We start from the raw sequence: 17836 nt of genomic DNA on the forward strand, positions 1-17836 counted from the left end.
CAGAGTGGGTGGGGATTCCGCCTCTCTGCCCGCGTTGCGTTTGGGATCGCTGCCGTGAAAGTGTGTTGCGTGGAGCTTGTTGCGTGGCCCATCTCCCTGTACAATTCGCGCCCTTCGCGGCCTCTACGTGCTTTTCACGGGTGGCTTTCAAGCGGATACGATGGTCTGGCTGTCTTTCTTGATGGTTGGGCCGGGAAACCGGATTGATAAATAGGTAGGTAAACCATGGTAGTTATTCGTCTCGCTCGCGGCGGTTCCAAGAAGCGTCCGTTCTATAGCATCGTTGTTGCTGATAGCCGTTACTCACGTGATGGCCGTTTCATCGAGCAACTGGGTTTCTACAACCCCATCGCCCGTGGCGGTGAAATCCCTCTTAAGCTGAACCTGGAAAGCCTGGATGCCTGGGTTGCCAAGGGTGCACAGCTGTCTGACCGTGTTAAGACCCTCGCCAAGCAGGCCCGTAAGGCAGCCTGATGGCAGAGCGAGGACAATCCTCTTCTGAAGAGGGCGCGTCCTCTGCGCTGGAGGTTGTCGGCCGCATCCTCGGGGTGCACGGCGTCAAAGGGTGGGTGAAGGTTTACTCCAATACCGACCCGATGGATAACCTCCGGCAGTATCAGCCTTGGCACCTGAAACAGGCTGGCCCGCAGGGAGAATGGAAACCGGTGAAAGTGACCGGTTTTCGCCCTCAGGGCAAAGGACTGATTGCGCAACTGGAAGGGGTCACCGACCGGGAAGCTGCATCGGCCTTGGTAGGGCAAGAAATCGGCGTACCCGCTGATTTGCTGCCACAGTCCGGGCAGGGTGAGTACTACTGGCGTGACTTGATTGGCCTGCGGGTAAAGCATGTGGATGGCATGGACCTGGGCAAAGTGACGCGCATGCTGGAAACCGGTGCCAACGATGTGGTTGTGGTACGCGGCGACAGCAATAGCCTGGATCGGCGTGAGCGCCTGATTCCTTGGCTTCCGGACGATGTGATTACTGCTATCAGTCTTGCCGATGGCGAGATGACAGTAGATTGGGATCCGGACTTTTAAATGATGGCGACGAAGCCTGCGTTTGCCGTCACTCTGGTGACATTGTTCCCGGAGATGGCGCAAGCGATTACGGACTTCGGCGTTACTCGGCGGGCCGTAGATAATGGTCAGCTGCAGGTGGAAACGGTGAACCCTCGGGATTTCACCGAAGACCGCCACCGCACCGTGGACGATCGCCCTTTTGGTGGCGGCCCCGGCATGGTGATGAAAGTGGAGCCGTTGGCGAAAGCCCTGCAGGCTGCACGCACTGCCAACCCGGCAGCGAAAGTAGTTTATCTGTCCCCGCAAGGACAGCCGCTGACCCAGGCCAAGGCCGCGGCGTTGGCGGAGCAGCCCGGCCTGATCTTGTTGGCGGGGCGCTATGAGGGCGTAGACGAGCGGTTGCTCGATGCCGAGGTGGATGAGCAGATATCCATCGGCGACTACGTGCTAAGCGGCGGCGAACTGCCGGCGCTGGTGCTGATCGATGCGGTCAGCCGATTGATTCCCGGAGTGCTGGGTCACCAGGATTCCGCCGAGCAGGACTCTTTTTCGGGTGACTTCGAAAACCTGCTCGATTGCCCGCATTACACCCGCCCGGAGGTGTATGGCGAGCAGGCAGTGCCACCGGTACTGCTCAGCGGCAATCATGAACTGATTCGCCGCTGGCGCCTTAAACAGGCGCTGGGACGGACCTGGAAACAGCGTCCTGACCTGCTGGAGGCCCGCCGGGCGCGGGGCTTAAGCAAAGAAGAGCAACAGCTGCTGGACGAATACATCGCCGAGCAGCCGTCGCATACAGCAAAAACCTCTGATTAGGAGCACTGCCATGAGTGGCAAGAACCTTATTATCCAGGGCATCGAAAACGCCCAGCTGAAGACCGAACTGCCGGAATTCAGCGCTGGTGACACCGTCACCGTGCAAGTGAAAGTAAAGGAAGGTACCCGTGAGCGTCTGCAGGCGTTCCAGGGTGTGGTTATCGCTCGTCGTAACCGTGGCCTGAACTCTGCCTTCACCGTTCGTAAAATCTCCCACGGTGTGGGTGTTGAGCGTGTATTCCAGCTGCATAGCCCGCTGATCGATTCCATCGAAGTGAATCGTCGTGGTGATGTGAGCCGCGCCAAGCTCTACTACCTGCGTGATCGCTCTGGTAAGTCTGCACGGATTAAAGAAAAAATCCGGTAGATTGCGGATTCCGTCTACCGCGAGCGAATGTTGGTTTAGCCTTTGCTGTAGGGCATGCGAAATCAACCTCTGGCCCGGTAGATTGCTCCAACAAAAAAGCCGCTTCCTTTTGGGGAAGCGGCTTTTTTGTTGGAGCGCCGAGCGCTAGATGTCGAATGCATAGCGCTTATGACATCAGGCGTGCTAGTTTTTCTTCATCATCCGGTACAAGGCCAGCAGCACTAGCGCACCGACGATGGCGGTAATGAAGCTGCCCAAGCTGAATCCGCTGACAGAGCCGCCGAGGCCGGTAATGGAACCGAGCCAGCCGCCGACCACGGCGCCGGCAATACCGATCAGGGTGGTGACAATAAAGCCGCCTGGGTCCTTCCCTGGCATAATCCATTTGGCGATGATGCCGGCGATCAAGCCGAATACAATCCAGGATAAAATTCCCACGATTCCTCTCCTTGGTGACGATTTCTTGAAATTTTGCTGACCTCCATTGTTGCCCTAAATCGCGGTGCTTGTCGTTAATGGTGTCAGGATTATGCGTAATATTTGGTAAAAGAGGTGCTGTCAGTTAAAGATAGCGCTGCCGGGTAACTCATTGTTTTTTCTCTTTGAATAAGGCTTGATGGGGTAATGGGAACGGTGACCGATGAGCAATTAACGGATGAGCATGGCAGGCTGATTGATAGCTGGCTGGACCAGCAGTGGCTGGAAAAAGGCCTCAGTGAGCACAGTCTGTCAAATTATCGCCGTGACCTTAGTCAGCTTGCCGTTTGGTTGCAGAGCGAACGAGCGGCGTTGCTGGCCTGCGAACGCTATCAACTGTTGGAATTCCTGGCCGCCCGGCACCAGAAAGGCCTCAGTGCGCGCTCTGTCGCCCGGCAGCTGTCGGCGGTAAAAAGCTTCTATCGTTGGCTCAAGCGGGAAGGGCGCATTGCGGACGATCCCGCGCTGCTGATCGAACGACCGAAACTGGGCAGGCCGTTACCGAAAACACTCAGCGAAGCGGATGTGGAAGCGTTGCTGGCGGCTCCGGATCTGTCTACACCGCTGGGGCTGCGCGACCGGGCCATGCTGGAGGTACTCTATGCCACCGGGTTGCGGGTGACAGAGCTGGTGACGTTGACCCAGAGCCAGATTAACCCGCGTCAGGGACTGATTCGGGTGATTGGTAAGGGCGACAAGGAGCGGTTGGTGCCGTTGGGTGAAGAGGCGCTGCACTGGCTGGGCCGTTATGCGCAGGAGGGGCGTCCCCTGTTGCTGGCGGCGGATGGCAACCAGGAGCTGCTCTTTCCCAGTCGCCGTGGCACCTGTATGACGCGGCAGACATTCTGGCATCGAATCAAGCAGTTGGCCGTGATCGCGGGGGTGCAAAAAAAGCTCTCTCCCCATACACTGCGGCATGCCTTTGCCACGCACCTGCTGAATCACGGCGCGGATTTGCGGGTGGTACAGCTGCTTTTGGGGCACTCGGATTTGTCCACCACCCAGATTTACACCCATGTGGCACAGCAGCGGTTACAAGACGTGTACCAGAAACATCACCCCCGATCGGGAACCTGAGCCTGGTGACGGGTTCTCACAGGTAAGAGAAGGAGTAACGACACAATGAAAAAGGTTTTGCTGTTTGTATTGTTGGGGCTGATGACCGCTTGTGGTGCCAGTTCTGAAACCGCCAAGGGTAACGCCAAGGTCGACGGTGAGAAGGCGAAAGCGGCTTTTGAAAAAGCCTTTCCTGCTGTTGAGGTCAGCGATGTACGTGCTGCCCCCATGGAAGGGATGCTGGAGTTGGACGTGAACGGCGGAGAGACCGTTTACATGAGCGAAGATGGCCGTTTTATCATGATCGGCAAACTGCTTGAGCTCAAAGACGGTGAGGTGGTTAACCCGGCGGAACAGCGCCTGGAAAAGGTTCGTGCTGAAGGTATCAAAACGCTGAGCAAGGACGACATGATCACCTACGCCGCTGAAGACGAGAAAGTGGAAGTCTACGTGTTTACCGATATCACCTGTGGGTATTGCCGCAAGCTGCATCGCCATATCGACGAATACATGGCGTCCGGGGTGACCGTGCATTATCTGGCGTTTCCTCGCGGTGGCCCGACCACCAAGGCGGCTGCCGCCATGCGCCATATCTGGTGTGCCGATGATCCCGCCCAGGCGCTGTCGGATGCCAAACTCAATGACCAGATCAGCGATGCGGAGCTGGGCGAGTGTGCCAAGCCGGTCGATGAGCAGTACGAACTGGGCCTGACGTTTGGGGTTCGCGGTACGCCGGCGATCTACACCACCGAAGGCAAGCAGCTGGGTGGCTATCTAACCCCGGAAGATATGCTCAAGCGGCTGGACTGATCGGCCTGTACCCCCCGTATTACGGCGCTTTGCTGTCGTAAACACGGTGCCGACACATTGACGACGCAGGGTTGCGCCGTTAATGTGTCGGCCTTCTTTTACTCCCACCCAAGGTGCTGTCGTGGAAACCGATTTCCAGCGAATCCGTCGTTTGCCGCCCTATGTCTTCAATATTGTTGGAGAGATGAAGGCCGCGGCGCGAGCACGGGGTGAGGACATTATCGATTTCAGCATGGGCAATCCGGATCAGCCCACGCCCAAGCATATTGTCGACAAGCTGACAGAGACGGCCCAGCGTGGCGATACCCATCGCTATTCGCAGTCGCGGGGTATTCCACGCTTGCGCAAGGCCATGACGGATTGGTATCAACGCCGTTATGACGTGGAGCTGGACCCGGAGTCAGAGGCCATTGTCACCATCGGTTCCAAGGAAGGTCTGGCGCATCTGGCGTTGGCGACCATGGGCCCGGGGGACACCGTGCTGGTGCCCAACCCCAGTTATCCGATCCATCCCTATGGGTTCGTGATTTCCAATGCGGATATCCGCCATGTGCCCATGGTGAAAGGGGTGGATTTCTTTGTGGAGCTGGAGCGGGCGATCAAGGAATCCTGGCCCAAGCCGAAAATGCTGGTGCTCAATTTTCCCGGTAACCCGACGGCCCAGTGTGTGGAGCTGGATTTCTTCGAGAAAGTGGTGGCCATTGCTCGTGAGCACCAGATCTGGGTGGTGCACGATATCGCCTACGCAGATATCGTGTTCGACGGTTACAAGGCCCCCTCGATCCTTCAGGTGGAAGGTGCGAAGGATGTGGCGGTGGAGTTCTTTTCCCTGTCCAAGAGCTACAACATGCCCGGTTGGCGTGTGGGGTTCTGTTGCGGCAATAAAGAGCTGATTCACGCCTTGGCACGTATCAAGTCGTACATGGATTACGGCACCTTTACCCCGATTCAGGTGGCGGCGATTGCTGCACTGGAAGGGGATCAGAGTTGTGTTGCCGAAATCTGTGAGATGTATCGCGAACGCCGCGATGTCCTGGTGGAGGGGCTGTGTGACATTGGCTGGCCGGTGGAAAAACCCCGTGCCACCATGTTTGTTTGGGCAGAGATTCCCGAACCCTACAAGGCCATGGGCTCGCTGGAGTTTTCCAAGAAGCTGCTCACCGATGCGGGTGTAGCAGTGTCGCCGGGCATTGGTTTTGGCGACTATGGTGACGATCATGTGCGTTTTGCGCTGATCGAGAACGAACAACGTACCCGACAGGCCATGCGCGGCATCAAGAAGATGTTCCGTCAGGATGGGCTGTTGGGCTAACAGGCTGCGCCTTGTGCGCCCTGCATAAAGAGAGGAAATCACGTGAAGTCGGTGAAGGTGGGTATTGCTGGTCTGGGCACGGTGGGTTCTGGCACCGTGAATGTACTGAAGCGTAACGCGCGGGATATTGCCCGCCGCGTGGGCTGTCCGATTGAAATTACCCATATCGGTGCCCGCCGTGACAATGCGGCCTGTGACACCAGTGACATTCGTCTTTCCCGCGATATTTTTGCGGTGGCGACAGACCCGGATATCGACATCCTGGTAGAGCTGATTGGCGGCATTGATACTGCCCGTGAGTTGGTACTTACCGCCATCAAGAACGGCAAGCATGTGGTCACCGCCAACAAGGCGTTGATCGCCGAGCACGGTAACGAAATTTTCCAGGCCGCCCAGGACAATGGTGTCGATGTGGCGTTCGAAGCCTCTGTGGCCGGCGGGATTCCGATCCTCAAGTCCCTGGGTGAAGGCCTGGCCGCGAACCACGTGAACTGGCTGGCGGGCATTATCAATGGCACCGGCAACTTCATCCTCACCGAAATGGAAGAGGGTGGTCGGGCTTTTGATGACGTGTTGGCAGAAGCGCAGGCGCTGGGTTATGCCGAAGCAGACCCCACCTTCGACGTGGAAGGCATTGATGCGGCCCACAAGCTGACTATTTTGGCGTCCATTGCGTTCGGTATCCCGCTGCAGTTTTCCAGGGTTTACACCGAGGGGATCAGCCGGATTACCACTGAAGACGTGGCCAGCGCGAAGCACTTTGGCTACCGCATTAAGCATCTGGGTATCGCCAAGGACACCGGCAACGGTATTGAGCTACGGGTGCACCCGACCCTGATCCCCAAGGAAACCATGCTGTCCGCCGTGAATGGTGTGATGAACGCCATCATGATCGATGGCGACGCTGTCGGTCCAACGCTGTTCTACGGCGCCGGTGCCGGTGCCGAGCCGACCGCTTCCGCGGTAGTGGCTGACATCATTGAGCTGGGTCGCGCACTGACCGTGGACCATGACGAGCGTGTACCGTATCTGGGCTTCCACACCGACCAGATGTCCGATGAGCCGATTCTGACCATCGATGACGTGTCCTGCAGCTTCTACCTGCGCCTGCACGTGCAGGACAAGACCGGCGTATTGGCCGATGTGACACGTATTCTCAGTGATAATAATGTCAGCATTGATGCACTGGTGCAGCGCGAAGTGGACCAGGGCCTGGTGCCTATCGTGATGATGACCCACAAGGTACGCGAAGGCGACATGAGCGCGGCCTTGGCCAAGATCGGTGCCCTTGAAGCTGTGAATAGCGATATAATGCGTATTCGGGTGGAAACGCTCGATGCCTGATTAAACGCCCGAAGCCAGACGCTGGAGGCCAGACGCGTTAGAATCCACCCAAGATTCACCGTCAGGCGTTTGGCTTCCGGCGTCGGGCAGTCTGGCAAGAACCCCTGACTTTTGAGAACCGCAGAGCCTAGCTTAGAGGCTTTACACTAGCAGCAGAGACCAAAACCATGCCTTTTCGTGACCGTTACACCGGCCTGATCAACCGTTACCGTGACCACCTGCCGGTGAATGATGACACGCCCATCATCAGCCTGGGCGAGGGGAATACCCCGCTGATTCGCCTTAAGAATATTCCCAAGCTGTTGGGTAAGGACGTGGATATCTACGTCAAATACGAAGGCCTTAACCCTACTGGCTCCTTTAAGGACCGGGGTATGACCATGGCGGTGACCAAGGCCGTGGAAGAGGGCAGTAATGCCATCATCTGTGCTTCCACCGGCAACACCTCTGCGGCCGCAGCAGCCTATGCCGCCCGTGCCGGGATTACCGCGTTTGTACTGATTCCGGAAGGCAAGATCGCCATGGGCAAGCTGGCCCAGGCAATGATGTACGGCGCCGTTATTATGCAGATCCGTGGCAACTTCGACCAGGGTATGGAGCTGGTGAAGCAGGTGGCGGAGAAGGCGCCGGTGACCATCGTTAACTCGGTGAATCCGTACCGCTTGCAAGGCCAGAAATCGGCCGCCTTTGAAATTGTTGAAGAGCTGGGCCGTGCCCCGGATTACCACTGCTTGCCCGTGGGCAATGCCGGCAATATCACCGCGCACTGGATGGGTTACAGCGAATACCACAAGTCTGGCATCGTTAATGCCGCGCCGAAAATGGTGGGCTACCAGGCAGAAGGCGCCGCGCCATTCATGCGTGGTGAGCGGGTGATGGATCCGGAAACCGTGGCAACGGCCATTCGTATCGGTAACCCGCAGTCTTGGGATAAGGCTTGGAAGCTGCAGGAAGACTCCAAAGGGTGGTTCGATGAGCTGAGCGACCATGAAATCCTGACTGCACAGAAGTTGCTGGCCGAGAAAGAGGGGATCTTCTGTGAGCCCGCGTCTGCGGCCTCTATCGGTGGCGCCATGCGCGACATCAAGTCGGGTAAAATTCCAGAAGGCTCTACCATTGTCTGCACGCTGACGGGTAACGGCCTGAAAGACCCGGATACCGCCATTGCCCAGTGCCAAGACAGCCGCATGGTCACCATCGATGCGGACCTGGATGCGGTGAAAGGCGCGATCCTATCCAACATGTCCTGATTGCGTCAGGCGTAATAAAAAACGGAGCCCTCGGCTCCGTTTTTTTATGGGCGGCGTTTTGTGGGGGCACTCATTACTCGATGCCTGTACTGGCGATAAAAGCAAGAAGGTTCGCGGTGTGATACGATGCGCACTCTTTTGTGGCGAAAGGAACGACGACCCGGTGTCGAGATTACTGAAACCACCTACCTGTAACACCCCCTCTTTGGGCTGACTGACTGCGCCCATATCCTGGCTGGATTGCTTTCCAGCCACGCTCTGACCAATGTCTTTCCGCTTCTAACTGCCCGTGTTTATGCGCGCGCTAGTGCATAGCGGTAGTAAGGTATTTGACATTGGTTGACCACTATTTAGTCTGTTTAAAGACAATAAGGAAGGGAGAGACTGATGACGACACGTTTATTGGCCGTGCAAGACGCCGTTGTGTTCCTCTGCGGCTGTACCGATAACGCCCATGTTCCAAGATTTTCTGCGGATGCTTATTTCTGACGAACTGATGAAGGTGCGACCTGATGGGTCGTTTCGCGTTCAGGTGATGTCTGGCTGTTTGGCTGTAGAGGAAAGCAATCCCGTTTCCTCGCATCGTCCGGACCGACTAGCTGGAAGGCAGTGATTCTGCCCCTCGAAGCAAGACGGAATACGGAGCTTAGATGAAAATTAATTACGAGACCGACTATGACGTCGGCCAGGACAATGTGCAGGTCATGGGTATGGACATGCACAACCCTGTCTTTTTTATCAGTGCGGTACTGATCCTCACGTTTGTTATCGGGACGCTGATTTTGCCCGAGCAGGCCAACACCTTGTTGAATGGCTCCAAGGGCTGGGCGATTGAGCATTTCGACTGGCTGTTTATGGTCAGTGGCAATTTCTTTGTATTGTTCTGCCTGCTACTGGCGGTGCTACCGCTGGGTAAAATTCGCCTGGGTGGACAGAGCGCCAAACCGGAATTTTCCACCATGTCCTGGTTTGCCATGCTGTTTGCGGCGGGCATGGGGATTGGCTTGATGTTCTGGAGTGTGGCGGAGCCGGTGGCCTACCTGAATGGCCAGTGGTACGGCACTCCGTTGGCGGTGGAGGCCGGGTCGGAAGCGGCGCGGCACACGGCCATGGGGGCGACTATGTATCACTGGGGGCTGCACCCTTGGGCCATTTATGCGGTAGTTGCCCTATCGTTGGCCTTCTTCACTTACAACAAGGGACTGCCGTTGACGATTCGCTCTGCGTTTTACCCACTGCTGGGTGAGCGTTGTTGGGGTTGGCCGGGCCATATCATCGATATTCTGGCGGTGCTGGCCACGATTTTTGGTCTCGCCACGTCGCTGGGCTTGGGGGCTCAACAAGCTGCCGGCGGGTTACATTTCCTGTTTGGTACGGACAATGCGATCAATGTGCAGGTTGGGATTATTGTCGGCGTTACCGCGGTGGCAGTGCTGTCGGTGGTGCGTGGCCTGGATGGTGGCGTAAAACTACTCAGTAACATCAACATGAGTTTGGCCGTTTTTTTGCTGCTTTTCGTGATTATCGCCGGGCCCACCATGTTGATCATCACCGGCTTTGGCACCACGGCGGTGGATTACATCAGTAATATCATTCCGCTAAGTACCTGGTTTGGCCGTGAAGACAGTGAGTGGATGCATGGCTGGACCGTGTTCTATTGGGCCTGGTGGATTTCCTGGTCGCCGTTTGTGGGGATGTTCATTGCCCGCATTTCCAAGGGACGTACCGTGCGTGAGTTCATTGTGGCGGTGCTGTTGGTGCCCACGGTAATTACCATTATCTGGATGAGCACTTTTGGTGGCACCGGGCTTGAGCAATCCATCAATGGAGTAGGTGAGCTGGCCAATGGCGTGAGTGATGCATCGCTGGCCATGTTCCAGATGCTGGCGCACTTGCCGTGGACCGGGATTATTTCGTTCATGGCAATTGCCCTGGTGCTGATTTTTTTCGTGACCTCCTCGGACTCTGGTTCTCTGGTGATTGATTCCATCACGGCCGGTGGCAAGGTGGATGCACCGGTGCCCCAGCGTATTTTCTGGGCGGTTATGGAAGGTTTGATTGCTGGTGTTCTGTTGTACGGCGGCGGTAAGGAAGCTCTGAAAGCCCTGCAATCAGGGGCAGTAACAACAGGGCTGCCGTTCACCATCGTGCTGTTGTTGATGTGCGTGAGTCTGTTTATCGCCCTTTCGGCAGAGCGGAAACGCCTCAAACTGGCTTGATCACAACGTTGGTGACCCTTAAAAATGCCCGCTTATGCGGGCATTTTTTTTGCGTCATGCCGGCCGTATGACGGCAAAGACTGACGGAGGAGAGAATCATGTCTTTTCAGGTAACGGTCAACGGGTTTGAACAAGATGAGGTGGGAGACTGGGTCATGCTGTTGTCCTGTGGCCATCGCCAGCACGTTCGCCACCAGCCGCCTTTCATTAATCGTCCCTGGGCGGTAACCGAGGAGGGCCGGCAACAGCATCTGGGTATGGTGGTGACGTGCACGCAGTGTCAGCGGGGCATGAAGTTTCCGGAAAACACGCCAGACGCTTGATGCCAGGTGCCCGACGCTAAAAGAAAACCAAAAAAAGGGAGATGGGCTCAACGCCTGTTATCCCCGCGGCTATTATTTATTGGCATCAGGCATCAGGCATCAGGCATCAGGCGCTGCGCAGCCGTGTATGGCGGTTAATGGTGTGCTGTAAGCCGAACAGGGCAGGCAAGTGCGGGCCGACTACGCCTTTGCCGGTGGTTAACAGGGCTCCGCTCAAGTCTCGTTCAGGATCCGCCCAACAATAGATGCTGATAAAGCCCAGATGGCCAAAAGCTTTTGGTGCCCCGGGGCCAAACATGCCCATGCCCCGATTGCCGAGCATAAAGCCACTGGAGAAATTCAGCGGTAGCATCAGTGTGCGGTCGAAGCGGGGCCGGTGGTAGGCCGGCTCCAGTGCCCGGGCCACGGTGTCCGGCTGGAAAATCTGCTGGTCACCATAGCGGCCGCCATTGAGTAGCATCTGGAAAAAGCGGCTGGCTTCATCGGCTGTGGCGTACAAGTTGCCTGCTGGCACGATGGCTTCCTGGAAGCGATCATCGTTGGTGACCTCAACAACCTCGTCGATACTGCCGCCCACGGCATAACTGAGAAACAGATCTACCAGTTTCAGGGGCAGTCCGGTGGAGACGTCCATCGCGCGTTCTGCGCCGGTTTGTCCGAAGGTGAAGTACTTCATCCCCATGGGTTGGCGAATTACCCGGTCGAGGGTGCCATTCAGGGATTCCCCGGTTACTGCTTCCACCACGGCACCAAGAATGAAGCCTGCGGTTATTGCGTGGTAGGCCTGGGTATTGAAGCCGCTGGGCTTGGCAGCGCAGAGGATATCGATGATTTCCTGGGGGCGATAAAGAATATCGGCTTCCACTGGTTCCTGAGGGCGAGGAATGCCTGCCTGGTGGGTAAGCAGGTGACGCAGGGTGGTGCGGCCCTTGCCGTTTTGCCCGTAGGCGGGCAGGTAGCGGGTGACCGGGTCGTCCAGGTCGACTTGGCCCTGTTCTACCAGATGGTGTACCAGCATGGCGCTAACCACCTTGGAGGCGGAGAACAGGCATACGGGAGTGTCCGGCGTCATGATGCGCTGTGTTGCCGGGTCCGCATAGCCGATGCTGCGGTTCAGCATAATTTCCCCGTGACGGCGCAGGCAGAGACTGATCGCCGGGCTCATACCACTGCGATAGAGTTTGCGTGTGGCGCGCCAGATAGACTCAACCTGCTCGGAGCCCATGCCGGTCTTGTCCAGCGGCGCTTCATCACCGTGCTGGATCAGTCCGTCGAGGCTGCGGGGAATGGGGTTGCCATGCTTGCTGATCAGGCGGCGTACACGCGGGCGAAAGGCCATAACTGTCTCGCAAAAAAGGGTCGCAATGAGGGAGCATGCAGGGCGCCGATAATAGAGTTCGACGCTATTTATTGTGAAAGTACGCCATTGTCCATGATGGCTGTGGGACTGCAATGGATACCTGTGCCATCCGATTGGCGCCAAATCACAATAAATTGACCCGTTGGAACCCTGGCGCTGCGGTACAATGGAACGGAATGTTTACCTGACAGCCTTTGGTTACAAGAATGAAGCCAAGGACTGTGCCAAGCTGGATACTGAGAACAAGAGCATCTAAAAGGAGGTCCCATGGAGACCATCAAGCAATCTGATTTCCAGAGCTTCGCGGAGTTCTACCCCTATTACCTCCAGGAGCATTGCAACCCCACCTGCCGACGGCTGCACTTTTTCGGCACCTTGGGTTTATTTGGCGTTTTGGCCGGTGTGTTCATGACCGGCAACCTGTGGGGCTTACTGTTGCTGCCGGTGGTGGGCTATGGCTTTGCCTGGGTGGGACACTATGTGTTTGAAAAAAACCGCCCGGCCACCTTCAAGCATCCCTGGTACAGCCTTGCCGGCGACTTTGTCATGTTCAAGGACATCCTCATCGGGCGTATTGAGTGGTAGCAGGTAACGCACCGCGCAACATGCTGCTCGCTGGCATGCGGAGGGGATAATGACCGCAGTTGGGGTTTTTCGGCCGGGTGAATCTCCCACCAGGGAGAGCGAACTGCCAGATCTGGACTGCCGGGAGAATATTGATGTCATGGTGCACGGGTTTTACCAGCGCCTGCTGGATGACCCTGTGATGGCGCCGGTGTTTCTGGAGGTAGCGGGTATCGACCTGCAACAGCACCTGCCGACCATCTGCCAGTACTGGTACAAGATGCTGCTCGGAGAAAAGGAGTACCAGCGGCACATGATGGCCAAGCATCGGGCGCTGGATGATCGGGAGCCATTAACAGGGGAGCATCACGAACGCTGGTTGGGGCACTTTATGGCCAATCTGGAAGGGCGTTTTGCCGGGCCGATGACAGATCGCGCCCGTCTGATCGCCCAGCGAGTCATGCACAATCTGTACATGCAACTGAGCGCTCGTCGGGGCACCGGGCAGGCATGACCTGCTGTTGGCCGATCAGAACAACGGCAGCAGGATGTTGCCGGCCAGCAGGCCGGCGCCGCTGAGGTAGCAACTGCCGATCAGGATCGGATCGGAGCCGAGAGTCTGGCGCCGGAGATGAAAATACAGGCCCGTGGCCAGTAAGCCCACCGCAACAACGCACACGCCAATCCAGAGAATCTGGGTCATGGTGATGTCCTGCTTTTGATGACGTTTTTTATTTTTAACGCTGTCTCTACGTTGCCGTCAATGACACCGTGGGCGGGCTCCTTCGTTAGCCAATAATGCCCTGTGCCTGCAAGTCCGCAAATTCCGCTTCGCTCAAGCCCAGTTCATCACGGAGCACGGCGTGGTTATGGCTTCCCACCTCGCCACCGGGCCAGCGGGTTTCGCCGGGGGTGTCTGCCAGCCGTGGCGTAATGGCAGGGACCTTGAGTGGTTTGCCGTTGATCTCTACCTGCTGGAACAGGCCGCGGGCCTGGAAGTGCGGGTCCTGCATCATGTCGACCACGGAATAGATGGGGCCGGACGGTACGCGCGCTTCCTCCAGCGTAGCGAGAACCTGATCGCTGGGCAGGCTGCGGCACCAGCTATCCAGCGCGGCGTCGATGGCGTCTTCGTGCTCCACGCGCCCGGCGTTATTGGCCATGGCCGGGTCTTCGGCCATGTCCGGCCGGCCGGCGGCGGTCATCAAGCGTTTGAAAATGGAATCGCCGTTGCCGCCGATCACTACAAATTTGCGGTCGGCGCAGCGGTAGGTGTTGGTGGGGACAATGCCGGTGACGGTGGAGCCGGCAGGTTCACGGATCACCCCGGCGCCATCAAACTCCGGAATCACTCCTTCCAGCAGGTTGAACACGGATTCGTACAAGGCCACATCGACAACCTGTCCTTGCTGGCTGTTTTGTCGCTCGAACAGTGCGAGCAAAATGCCCAGCGCTGCGTGCAGCCCGGCAATGGTGTCGCCCAGCGACAGGTTGGGGCGCACCGGGCGTTCGCCGGGAAAGCCGTTTACATAGCGTAGTCCGCCAATGCCTTCACAGACCGAGGCGTAGCCGGGTTTGCTGGCATAGGGGCCGGTCTGGCCGTAGCCGGAAATGCGGGTATAGATCAGACCGGGGTTGTCGGAGGCAAAGCTGTCCGGGCCCAGGCCCCAGTTTTCCATGGTGCCGGGGCGGAAGTTTTCGATCACCACATCGGCCCCCACCATCAACTTGCGGGCCAGCGCTTTGCCCTGATCGGTTTTCAGGTCCAGGGTGACCGATTTCTTGTTGCGCCCCAGGCTGCGCCACCAGAACGAGGTGCCATCCTCATCCAGTTTGCGCCAGCCGCGAATCGGGTCACCCCCGGGGGGCTCCACTTTCACCACATCGGCGCCGAAGTAGGCCAGCAGGGTACCGGTAAAAGGCCCGGCGAGTAGCTGTCCCAGTTCGATAACGCGTACCCCGTCCAGGGGCAAGCGGCGGGATGAGGGTTGAGTCATGGAGCCTCCAGGGAGTGGGTTTTCACAAGCCCACAAGCCTAGCGGATTGGGCAGGGGAGTGGCAGTGTCCAAAATAACTGACACAGGTCGCTTGGGGGCAGTCTGTCCGGGGGGAGTGAAAGATCAGAGCCCGTAACGAGGGGCGCGTTTCGAAATGCAAAATCCAGTGGTCTTTCGGCAACGCGTGCCTCGCTTCTCGTAACGGGATGTTCGTGGTCGGATTATCGCGCCCATGGGTTTCCGGCTGTAAATTTTGCCTGCCTGCCCGCAGCCTATACAATCCGCGGCTTGCTACGAGGAAAAGCCATGACCCCGGAACGTTACCGTCGCATTTGCGACACCCTGGACCGCCGCCAGCCTGACCTGACTGTGATCATGGATGGCGTGCACAAGCCCCATAATATTGCCGCCATTGTGCGCACCTGCGACGCAGTGGGGATTCTCGATGTGCATGCCGTGCTACCCAAAAACAGGGCGCGTATGGCGGCAGGTACGGCCATGGGATCGCAACGCTGGGTGAAGGTGCACAAACGTGATGAAAGCACCGACGTGATTCGCGAATTGCAGGGGCAGGGCGTGCAGGTGCTGGCGGCGCACTTGTCCGATGATGCGATCCCCTACCGGGAGGTGGACTACACCCGACCCACCGCACTGTTGTTGGGCACCGAAAAATTCGGCGTTAGCGACGAGGTCGCCAGCGTGGTGGACCAGAATGTGACGATCCCCATGATGGGTATGGTGGAGTCATTCAATGTGAGTGTGGCGGCGGCCATTATTCTGTCGGAAGCCTGCGAACAGCGCCGGGCGAAAGGTTTTTATGACCAGCCACGGGTGGCGGCGGACCGCTATCACGAGTTGTTGTTCCGTTGGGGGTATGCCCGCATTGCCCGTTTGTGCGATGCCCACGGCGTACCGTACCCGGAGCTGGATGAAGACGGGCAGGTGAAAGACAGCGCCGCGCTTACGGCGCTGTTGCAGAAGACTCAGACGGAGTCGTAGTGGGGTTGCTTGCCGACTTGGCGGTTGGCGCAGCAACCGGCCCCAGCGGTGTCGCTGTGGGGGCGTGGCTCACCTGCCACTGAAAATCGCTGGCCCCGCCTTCACCTACCCATGCCGGGAACCACAGAGTGTTGTCCATGGTGGCGTAGCGCAGGCGGCGAATATCGATGCCTTGATCGCTGGCCAGGGTAATCATCCGGGCCAATACCTTGCCGTGGTGAATTTGATCCACCGCGGGGGTGGTGTCGACAATGGCCTGATGGACAATCTCGTTGAAGGTGTGGCGGGGAATGCCCGAGAAGTTCATGCGATCCAGATCGGCAATAAACGCATCGGCCAGCTCATCCACTGTGCCGATGCGGCCGTCGGCTTTCAGTTCAGTCAGTTTCTTGTTGACCACCTCATCGTATTTTTCGAACGCGCCGTCCTGTTCGGCTGCGGCCAACGCCACGATTGCTTCACCCAGACTGTCCATGTTCTGGAAATCCAGTTTGGGAATCGCCCCCATCAGGTCAATGACCGTATCGGGAATACCTTCGCTCTGGAAACCCAGCCGTGGTGTCGCGCCGGGATGGCGTTCGTATTTGGTGGTGCTGTTGGCATCATCCTCATAGAACATGTTCATGGTCACACCATCCAGGAAGGAATCGAACAGACCATTGGGCACTACCGGCATGTGATTGCTGAAGAACATTTCCCAGCCCTGGTTGGAATCCAGGTGTAGCCAGTCGCCTGGCAGGCGGGTGGCGTTCATGCGGGTTTCGAAGTCGCTCATGGTGCCGTCTACGATGCCGTACTCCTGATCCTCATAGACCGAATCAAAGGTCAGCCGGGCGCCCTCCAGGTTCTGGAAATCAAGAGCGAAATGGATGCGTGGCTCGCGCAGGAACATCAGGAAAAACTTCAATACTTTCATGCTGCCGATGGCAAACCGCGAAGGGATGGTTACCGACTGTTCGTAGAAATCCACCTGGAATTTCTGGCTGAAAAAAGTGGGCATGAAAGCATACCAGACCCGCGCTTTGACCAGCATGGAGGCGCGCACGGCGCCGTCACGCACAGCGACAGGAGTCGCTTTGATGTTCTTGCGAGTATCCAGATCCACGCGCAGATTCTGGTTCAGGATGCCGGTGCTGATATTCACATACACATTATCAAAGACATTTTCGTCCTTGTGCGGCCCCAGGCGCGGTGCCATGGACTGTATTTGGGTGAAATCCTTTGGCTCGTACTCCATGCGCATCAGGGTGGTCTGGATCCAGCCTTCGTCCAGATTCACCTCCACATAATCCGCCCGTGAACGTTCGCTGTTATTGCGCACCAGATACAGATAACGGGGTTTGTTACGCGGCGAGTCGAGACGGATTTCTTCCAGCATCTGTCCCTCATTCAGGGCATGCTGCTTCGGATCGAAGCGGTCCCAGCCGCCGTCGCGGAACATGAAAACCAGTTCGTCGAAATCATCGAAAATACCGGGCTCGCCTTCTGCCTTGCTGTCGTTCTCGCCATCGATCCAGATCAACCCGGTCTTGTCGAATTCGTCAATCTGGAAGGGCACCGGGATCAGCTTGCCGGCACGCACGGCCATCAGCGAGAGCTCGTCAGTGGCAATGCCGTTGTGGCGAGGCAGGTCGTACCCTTTGATTTCCATCGGGTACAGGTAGGTGAACTGGGTGGTATCCAGCGCTTTAAGGGTGTAATCCAGCTGTTCGGTGGAGATGCGAGTCAACCCGGTGGCCCAGCGGCCCATGGCACTGGGATCGGCCTTGTAGAACTCCACGAAATGTTTGAAATAGGCGTCGGGTACGCCGTCTGTCCAGATTTCCCGTGCCTTGAGGGGGCTGGTCACACTGAGCAGTAGCGCGATAACGCCAATCCATCCCTGTCTGCCGGTCATTTTGTTATTCTCTTCGACGATGT

At 57.4% G+C, this 17836-nt stretch carries 19 protein-coding genes; 14 read left to right on the plus strand and 5 right to left on the minus strand.

Annotation, left to right across the window (positions count from 1 at the left end; all coding sequences use genetic code 11):
* The first annotated feature begins 225 nt into the window (after positions 1-225).
* From rpsP to rplS, 4 genes are read left to right on the plus strand one after another with little or no spacing between them, the layout of a single operon-like run.
* Positions 226-474, plus strand: a complete 249-nt coding sequence (rpsP, locus tag ABNH18_RS01735; protein WP_007149040.1) for a 30S ribosomal protein S16 — start codon at positions 226-228, stop codon at positions 472-474.
* On the plus strand, positions 474-1040 hold the full coding sequence (gene rimM / locus ABNH18_RS01740) for a ribosome maturation factor RimM (RefSeq protein ID WP_349381158.1): 567 nt from the start codon (positions 474-476) through the stop codon (positions 1038-1040). Before rpsP ends, rimM begins: the two co-directional genes overlap by 1 nt.
* On the plus strand, positions 1041-1838 hold the full coding sequence (gene trmD / locus ABNH18_RS01745; RefSeq protein WP_349381159.1) for a tRNA (guanosine(37)-N1)-methyltransferase TrmD: 798 nt from the start codon (positions 1041-1043) through the stop codon (positions 1836-1838).
* Between the two features lie 10 nt (positions 1839-1848).
* Complete coding sequence (gene rplS, locus ABNH18_RS01750; protein ID WP_349381160.1) at positions 1849-2205, plus strand: 50S ribosomal protein L19; 357 nt, start codon at positions 1849-1851, stop codon at positions 2203-2205.
* 183 nt (positions 2206-2388) lie between these two features.
* Here rplS and ABNH18_RS01755 read toward each other — a convergent pair whose 3' ends face one another.
* Positions 2389-2643 (minus strand): GlsB/YeaQ/YmgE family stress response membrane protein, encoded by a 255-nt coding sequence (locus ABNH18_RS01755; RefSeq protein WP_349381161.1) that lies wholly within the window; start codon positions 2641-2643, stop codon positions 2389-2391.
* 186 nt (positions 2644-2829) lie between these two features.
* On the opposite strand from ABNH18_RS01755, the gene xerD reads away from it, so the two are divergent.
* The 7 genes from xerD (at position 2830) to ABNH18_RS01790 (ending at position 10996) form a co-directional block, all read left to right on the plus strand.
* Positions 2830-3759 carry a site-specific tyrosine recombinase XerD gene (xerD, locus tag ABNH18_RS01760; protein WP_349381162.1) on the plus strand — a complete coding sequence of 310 codons (930 nt, stop codon included), beginning with the start codon at positions 2830-2832 and terminating at the stop codon, positions 3757-3759.
* Between the two features lie 45 nt (positions 3760-3804).
* A complete protein-coding gene (locus ABNH18_RS01765; RefSeq protein ID WP_349381163.1) occupies positions 3805-4548 on the plus strand; it encodes a DsbC family protein in 744 nt (247 codons plus the stop codon).
* Positions 4549-4669: 121 nt separating this feature from the next.
* Positions 4670-5860: an alanine transaminase gene (gene alaC / locus ABNH18_RS01770; protein ID WP_349381164.1), complete on the plus strand. Its 1191-nt coding sequence runs from the start codon at positions 4670-4672 to the stop codon at positions 5858-5860.
* A 42-nt stretch (positions 5861-5902) separates the two neighbouring features.
* The gene (locus ABNH18_RS01775) at positions 5903-7204 is read left to right on the plus strand and encodes a homoserine dehydrogenase (protein ID WP_349381165.1); all 1302 of its coding nucleotides are present in this window, start codon (positions 5903-5905) and stop codon (positions 7202-7204) included.
* 167 nt (positions 7205-7371) lie between these two features.
* Positions 7372-8454 carry a threonine synthase gene (thrC, locus tag ABNH18_RS01780; protein WP_349381166.1) on the plus strand — a complete coding sequence of 361 codons (1083 nt, stop codon included), beginning with the start codon at positions 7372-7374 and terminating at the stop codon, positions 8452-8454.
* A 650-nt stretch (positions 8455-9104) separates the two neighbouring features.
* Positions 9105-10673 (plus strand): BCCT family transporter, encoded by a 1569-nt coding sequence (locus tag ABNH18_RS01785; protein ID WP_349381167.1) that lies wholly within the window; start codon positions 9105-9107, stop codon positions 10671-10673.
* A gap of 98 nt (positions 10674-10771) precedes the next feature.
* Positions 10772-10996, plus strand: a complete 225-nt coding sequence (locus tag ABNH18_RS01790; RefSeq protein WP_349381168.1) for a DUF3565 domain-containing protein — start codon at positions 10772-10774, stop codon at positions 10994-10996.
* A 106-nt stretch (positions 10997-11102) separates the two neighbouring features.
* Here ABNH18_RS01790 and ABNH18_RS01795 read toward each other — a convergent pair whose 3' ends face one another.
* On the minus strand, positions 11103-12335 hold the full coding sequence (locus tag ABNH18_RS01795) for a serine hydrolase domain-containing protein (protein ID WP_349381169.1): 1233 nt from the start codon (positions 12333-12335) through the stop codon (positions 11103-11105).
* A gap of 288 nt (positions 12336-12623) precedes the next feature.
* On the opposite strand from ABNH18_RS01795, the gene ABNH18_RS01800 reads away from it, so the two are divergent.
* Positions 12624-12941 carry an Mpo1-like protein gene (locus tag ABNH18_RS01800; RefSeq protein ID WP_349381170.1) on the plus strand — a complete coding sequence of 106 codons (318 nt, stop codon included), beginning with the start codon at positions 12624-12626 and terminating at the stop codon, positions 12939-12941.
* A 49-nt stretch (positions 12942-12990) separates the two neighbouring features.
* Positions 12991-13434: a group III truncated hemoglobin gene (locus ABNH18_RS01805; protein ID WP_349381171.1), complete on the plus strand. Its 444-nt coding sequence runs from the start codon at positions 12991-12993 to the stop codon at positions 13432-13434.
* Between the two features lie 15 nt (positions 13435-13449).
* Here ABNH18_RS01805 and ABNH18_RS01810 read toward each other — a convergent pair whose 3' ends face one another.
* Together ABNH18_RS01810 and ABNH18_RS01815 are read right to left on the minus strand one after the other, a co-directional pair.
* Positions 13450-13623 carry a hypothetical protein gene (locus tag ABNH18_RS01810; RefSeq protein WP_349381172.1) on the minus strand — a complete coding sequence of 58 codons (174 nt, stop codon included), beginning with the start codon at positions 13621-13623 and terminating at the stop codon, positions 13450-13452.
* Between the two features lie 85 nt (positions 13624-13708).
* Complete coding sequence (locus ABNH18_RS01815) at positions 13709-14917, minus strand: CaiB/BaiF CoA transferase family protein (protein WP_349381173.1); 1209 nt, start codon at positions 14915-14917, stop codon at positions 13709-13711.
* 306 nt (positions 14918-15223) lie between these two features.
* Between ABNH18_RS01815 and trmH the strand changes: the two genes are divergently transcribed.
* Positions 15224-15916 (plus strand): tRNA (guanosine(18)-2'-O)-methyltransferase TrmH, encoded by a 693-nt coding sequence (gene trmH, locus ABNH18_RS01820; protein ID WP_349381174.1) that lies wholly within the window; start codon positions 15224-15226, stop codon positions 15914-15916.
* On the opposite strand, the gene ABNH18_RS01825 is transcribed toward trmH, so the two are convergent.
* Positions 15879-17813 (minus strand): hypothetical protein, encoded by a 1935-nt coding sequence (locus ABNH18_RS01825; protein ID WP_349381175.1) that lies wholly within the window; start codon positions 17811-17813, stop codon positions 15879-15881. The genes trmH and ABNH18_RS01825 overlap by 38 nt on opposite strands.
* Positions 17814-17836: the final 23 nt, after the last annotated feature.

This window comes from Alcanivorax sp., from assembly GCF_040118815.1.
Lineage (GTDB): Bacteria > Pseudomonadota > Gammaproteobacteria > Pseudomonadales > Alcanivoracaceae > Alcanivorax.

What these genes read in the sequence shown, in the direction of transcription:
- rpsP (WP_007149040.1), top strand. Translation starts at nt 226, where the DNA reads ATGGTAGTTATTCGTCTCGCTCGCGGCGGTTCCAAGAAGCGTCCGTTC.
- rimM (WP_349381158.1), top strand. Translation starts at nt 474, where the DNA reads ATGGCAGAGCGAGGACAATCCTCTTCTGAAGAGGGCGCGTCCTCTGCG.
- trmD (WP_349381159.1), top strand. Translation starts at nt 1,041, where the DNA reads ATGATGGCGACGAAGCCTGCGTTTGCCGTCACTCTGGTGACATTGTTC.
- rplS (WP_349381160.1), top strand. Translation starts at nt 1,849, where the DNA reads ATGAGTGGCAAGAACCTTATTATCCAGGGCATCGAAAACGCCCAGCTG.
- xerD (WP_349381162.1), top strand. Translation starts at nt 2,830, where the DNA reads ATGGGAACGGTGACCGATGAGCAATTAACGGATGAGCATGGCAGGCTG.
- ABNH18_RS01765 (WP_349381163.1), top strand. Translation starts at nt 3,805, where the DNA reads ATGAAAAAGGTTTTGCTGTTTGTATTGTTGGGGCTGATGACCGCTTGT.
- thrC (WP_349381166.1), top strand. Translation starts at nt 7,372, where the DNA reads ATGCCTTTTCGTGACCGTTACACCGGCCTGATCAACCGTTACCGTGAC.
- ABNH18_RS01785 (WP_349381167.1), top strand. Translation starts at nt 9,105, where the DNA reads ATGAAAATTAATTACGAGACCGACTATGACGTCGGCCAGGACAATGTG.
- ABNH18_RS01790 (WP_349381168.1), top strand. Translation starts at nt 10,772, where the DNA reads ATGTCTTTTCAGGTAACGGTCAACGGGTTTGAACAAGATGAGGTGGGA.
- ABNH18_RS01795 (WP_349381169.1), bottom strand. Translation starts at nt 12,335, where the DNA reads ATGGCCTTTCGCCCGCGTGTACGCCGCCTGATCAGCAAGCATGGCAAC.
- ABNH18_RS01800 (WP_349381170.1), top strand. Translation starts at nt 12,624, where the DNA reads ATGGAGACCATCAAGCAATCTGATTTCCAGAGCTTCGCGGAGTTCTAC.
- ABNH18_RS01805 (WP_349381171.1), top strand. Translation starts at nt 12,991, where the DNA reads ATGACCGCAGTTGGGGTTTTTCGGCCGGGTGAATCTCCCACCAGGGAG.
- ABNH18_RS01810 (WP_349381172.1), bottom strand. Translation starts at nt 13,623, where the DNA reads ATGACCCAGATTCTCTGGATTGGCGTGTGCGTTGTTGCGGTGGGCTTA.
- ABNH18_RS01815 (WP_349381173.1), bottom strand. Translation starts at nt 14,917, where the DNA reads ATGACTCAACCCTCATCCCGCCGCTTGCCCCTGGACGGGGTACGCGTT.
- trmH (WP_349381174.1), top strand. Translation starts at nt 15,224, where the DNA reads ATGACCCCGGAACGTTACCGTCGCATTTGCGACACCCTGGACCGCCGC.
- ABNH18_RS01825 (WP_349381175.1), bottom strand. Translation starts at nt 17,813, where the DNA reads ATGACCGGCAGACAGGGATGGATTGGCGTTATCGCGCTACTGCTCAGT.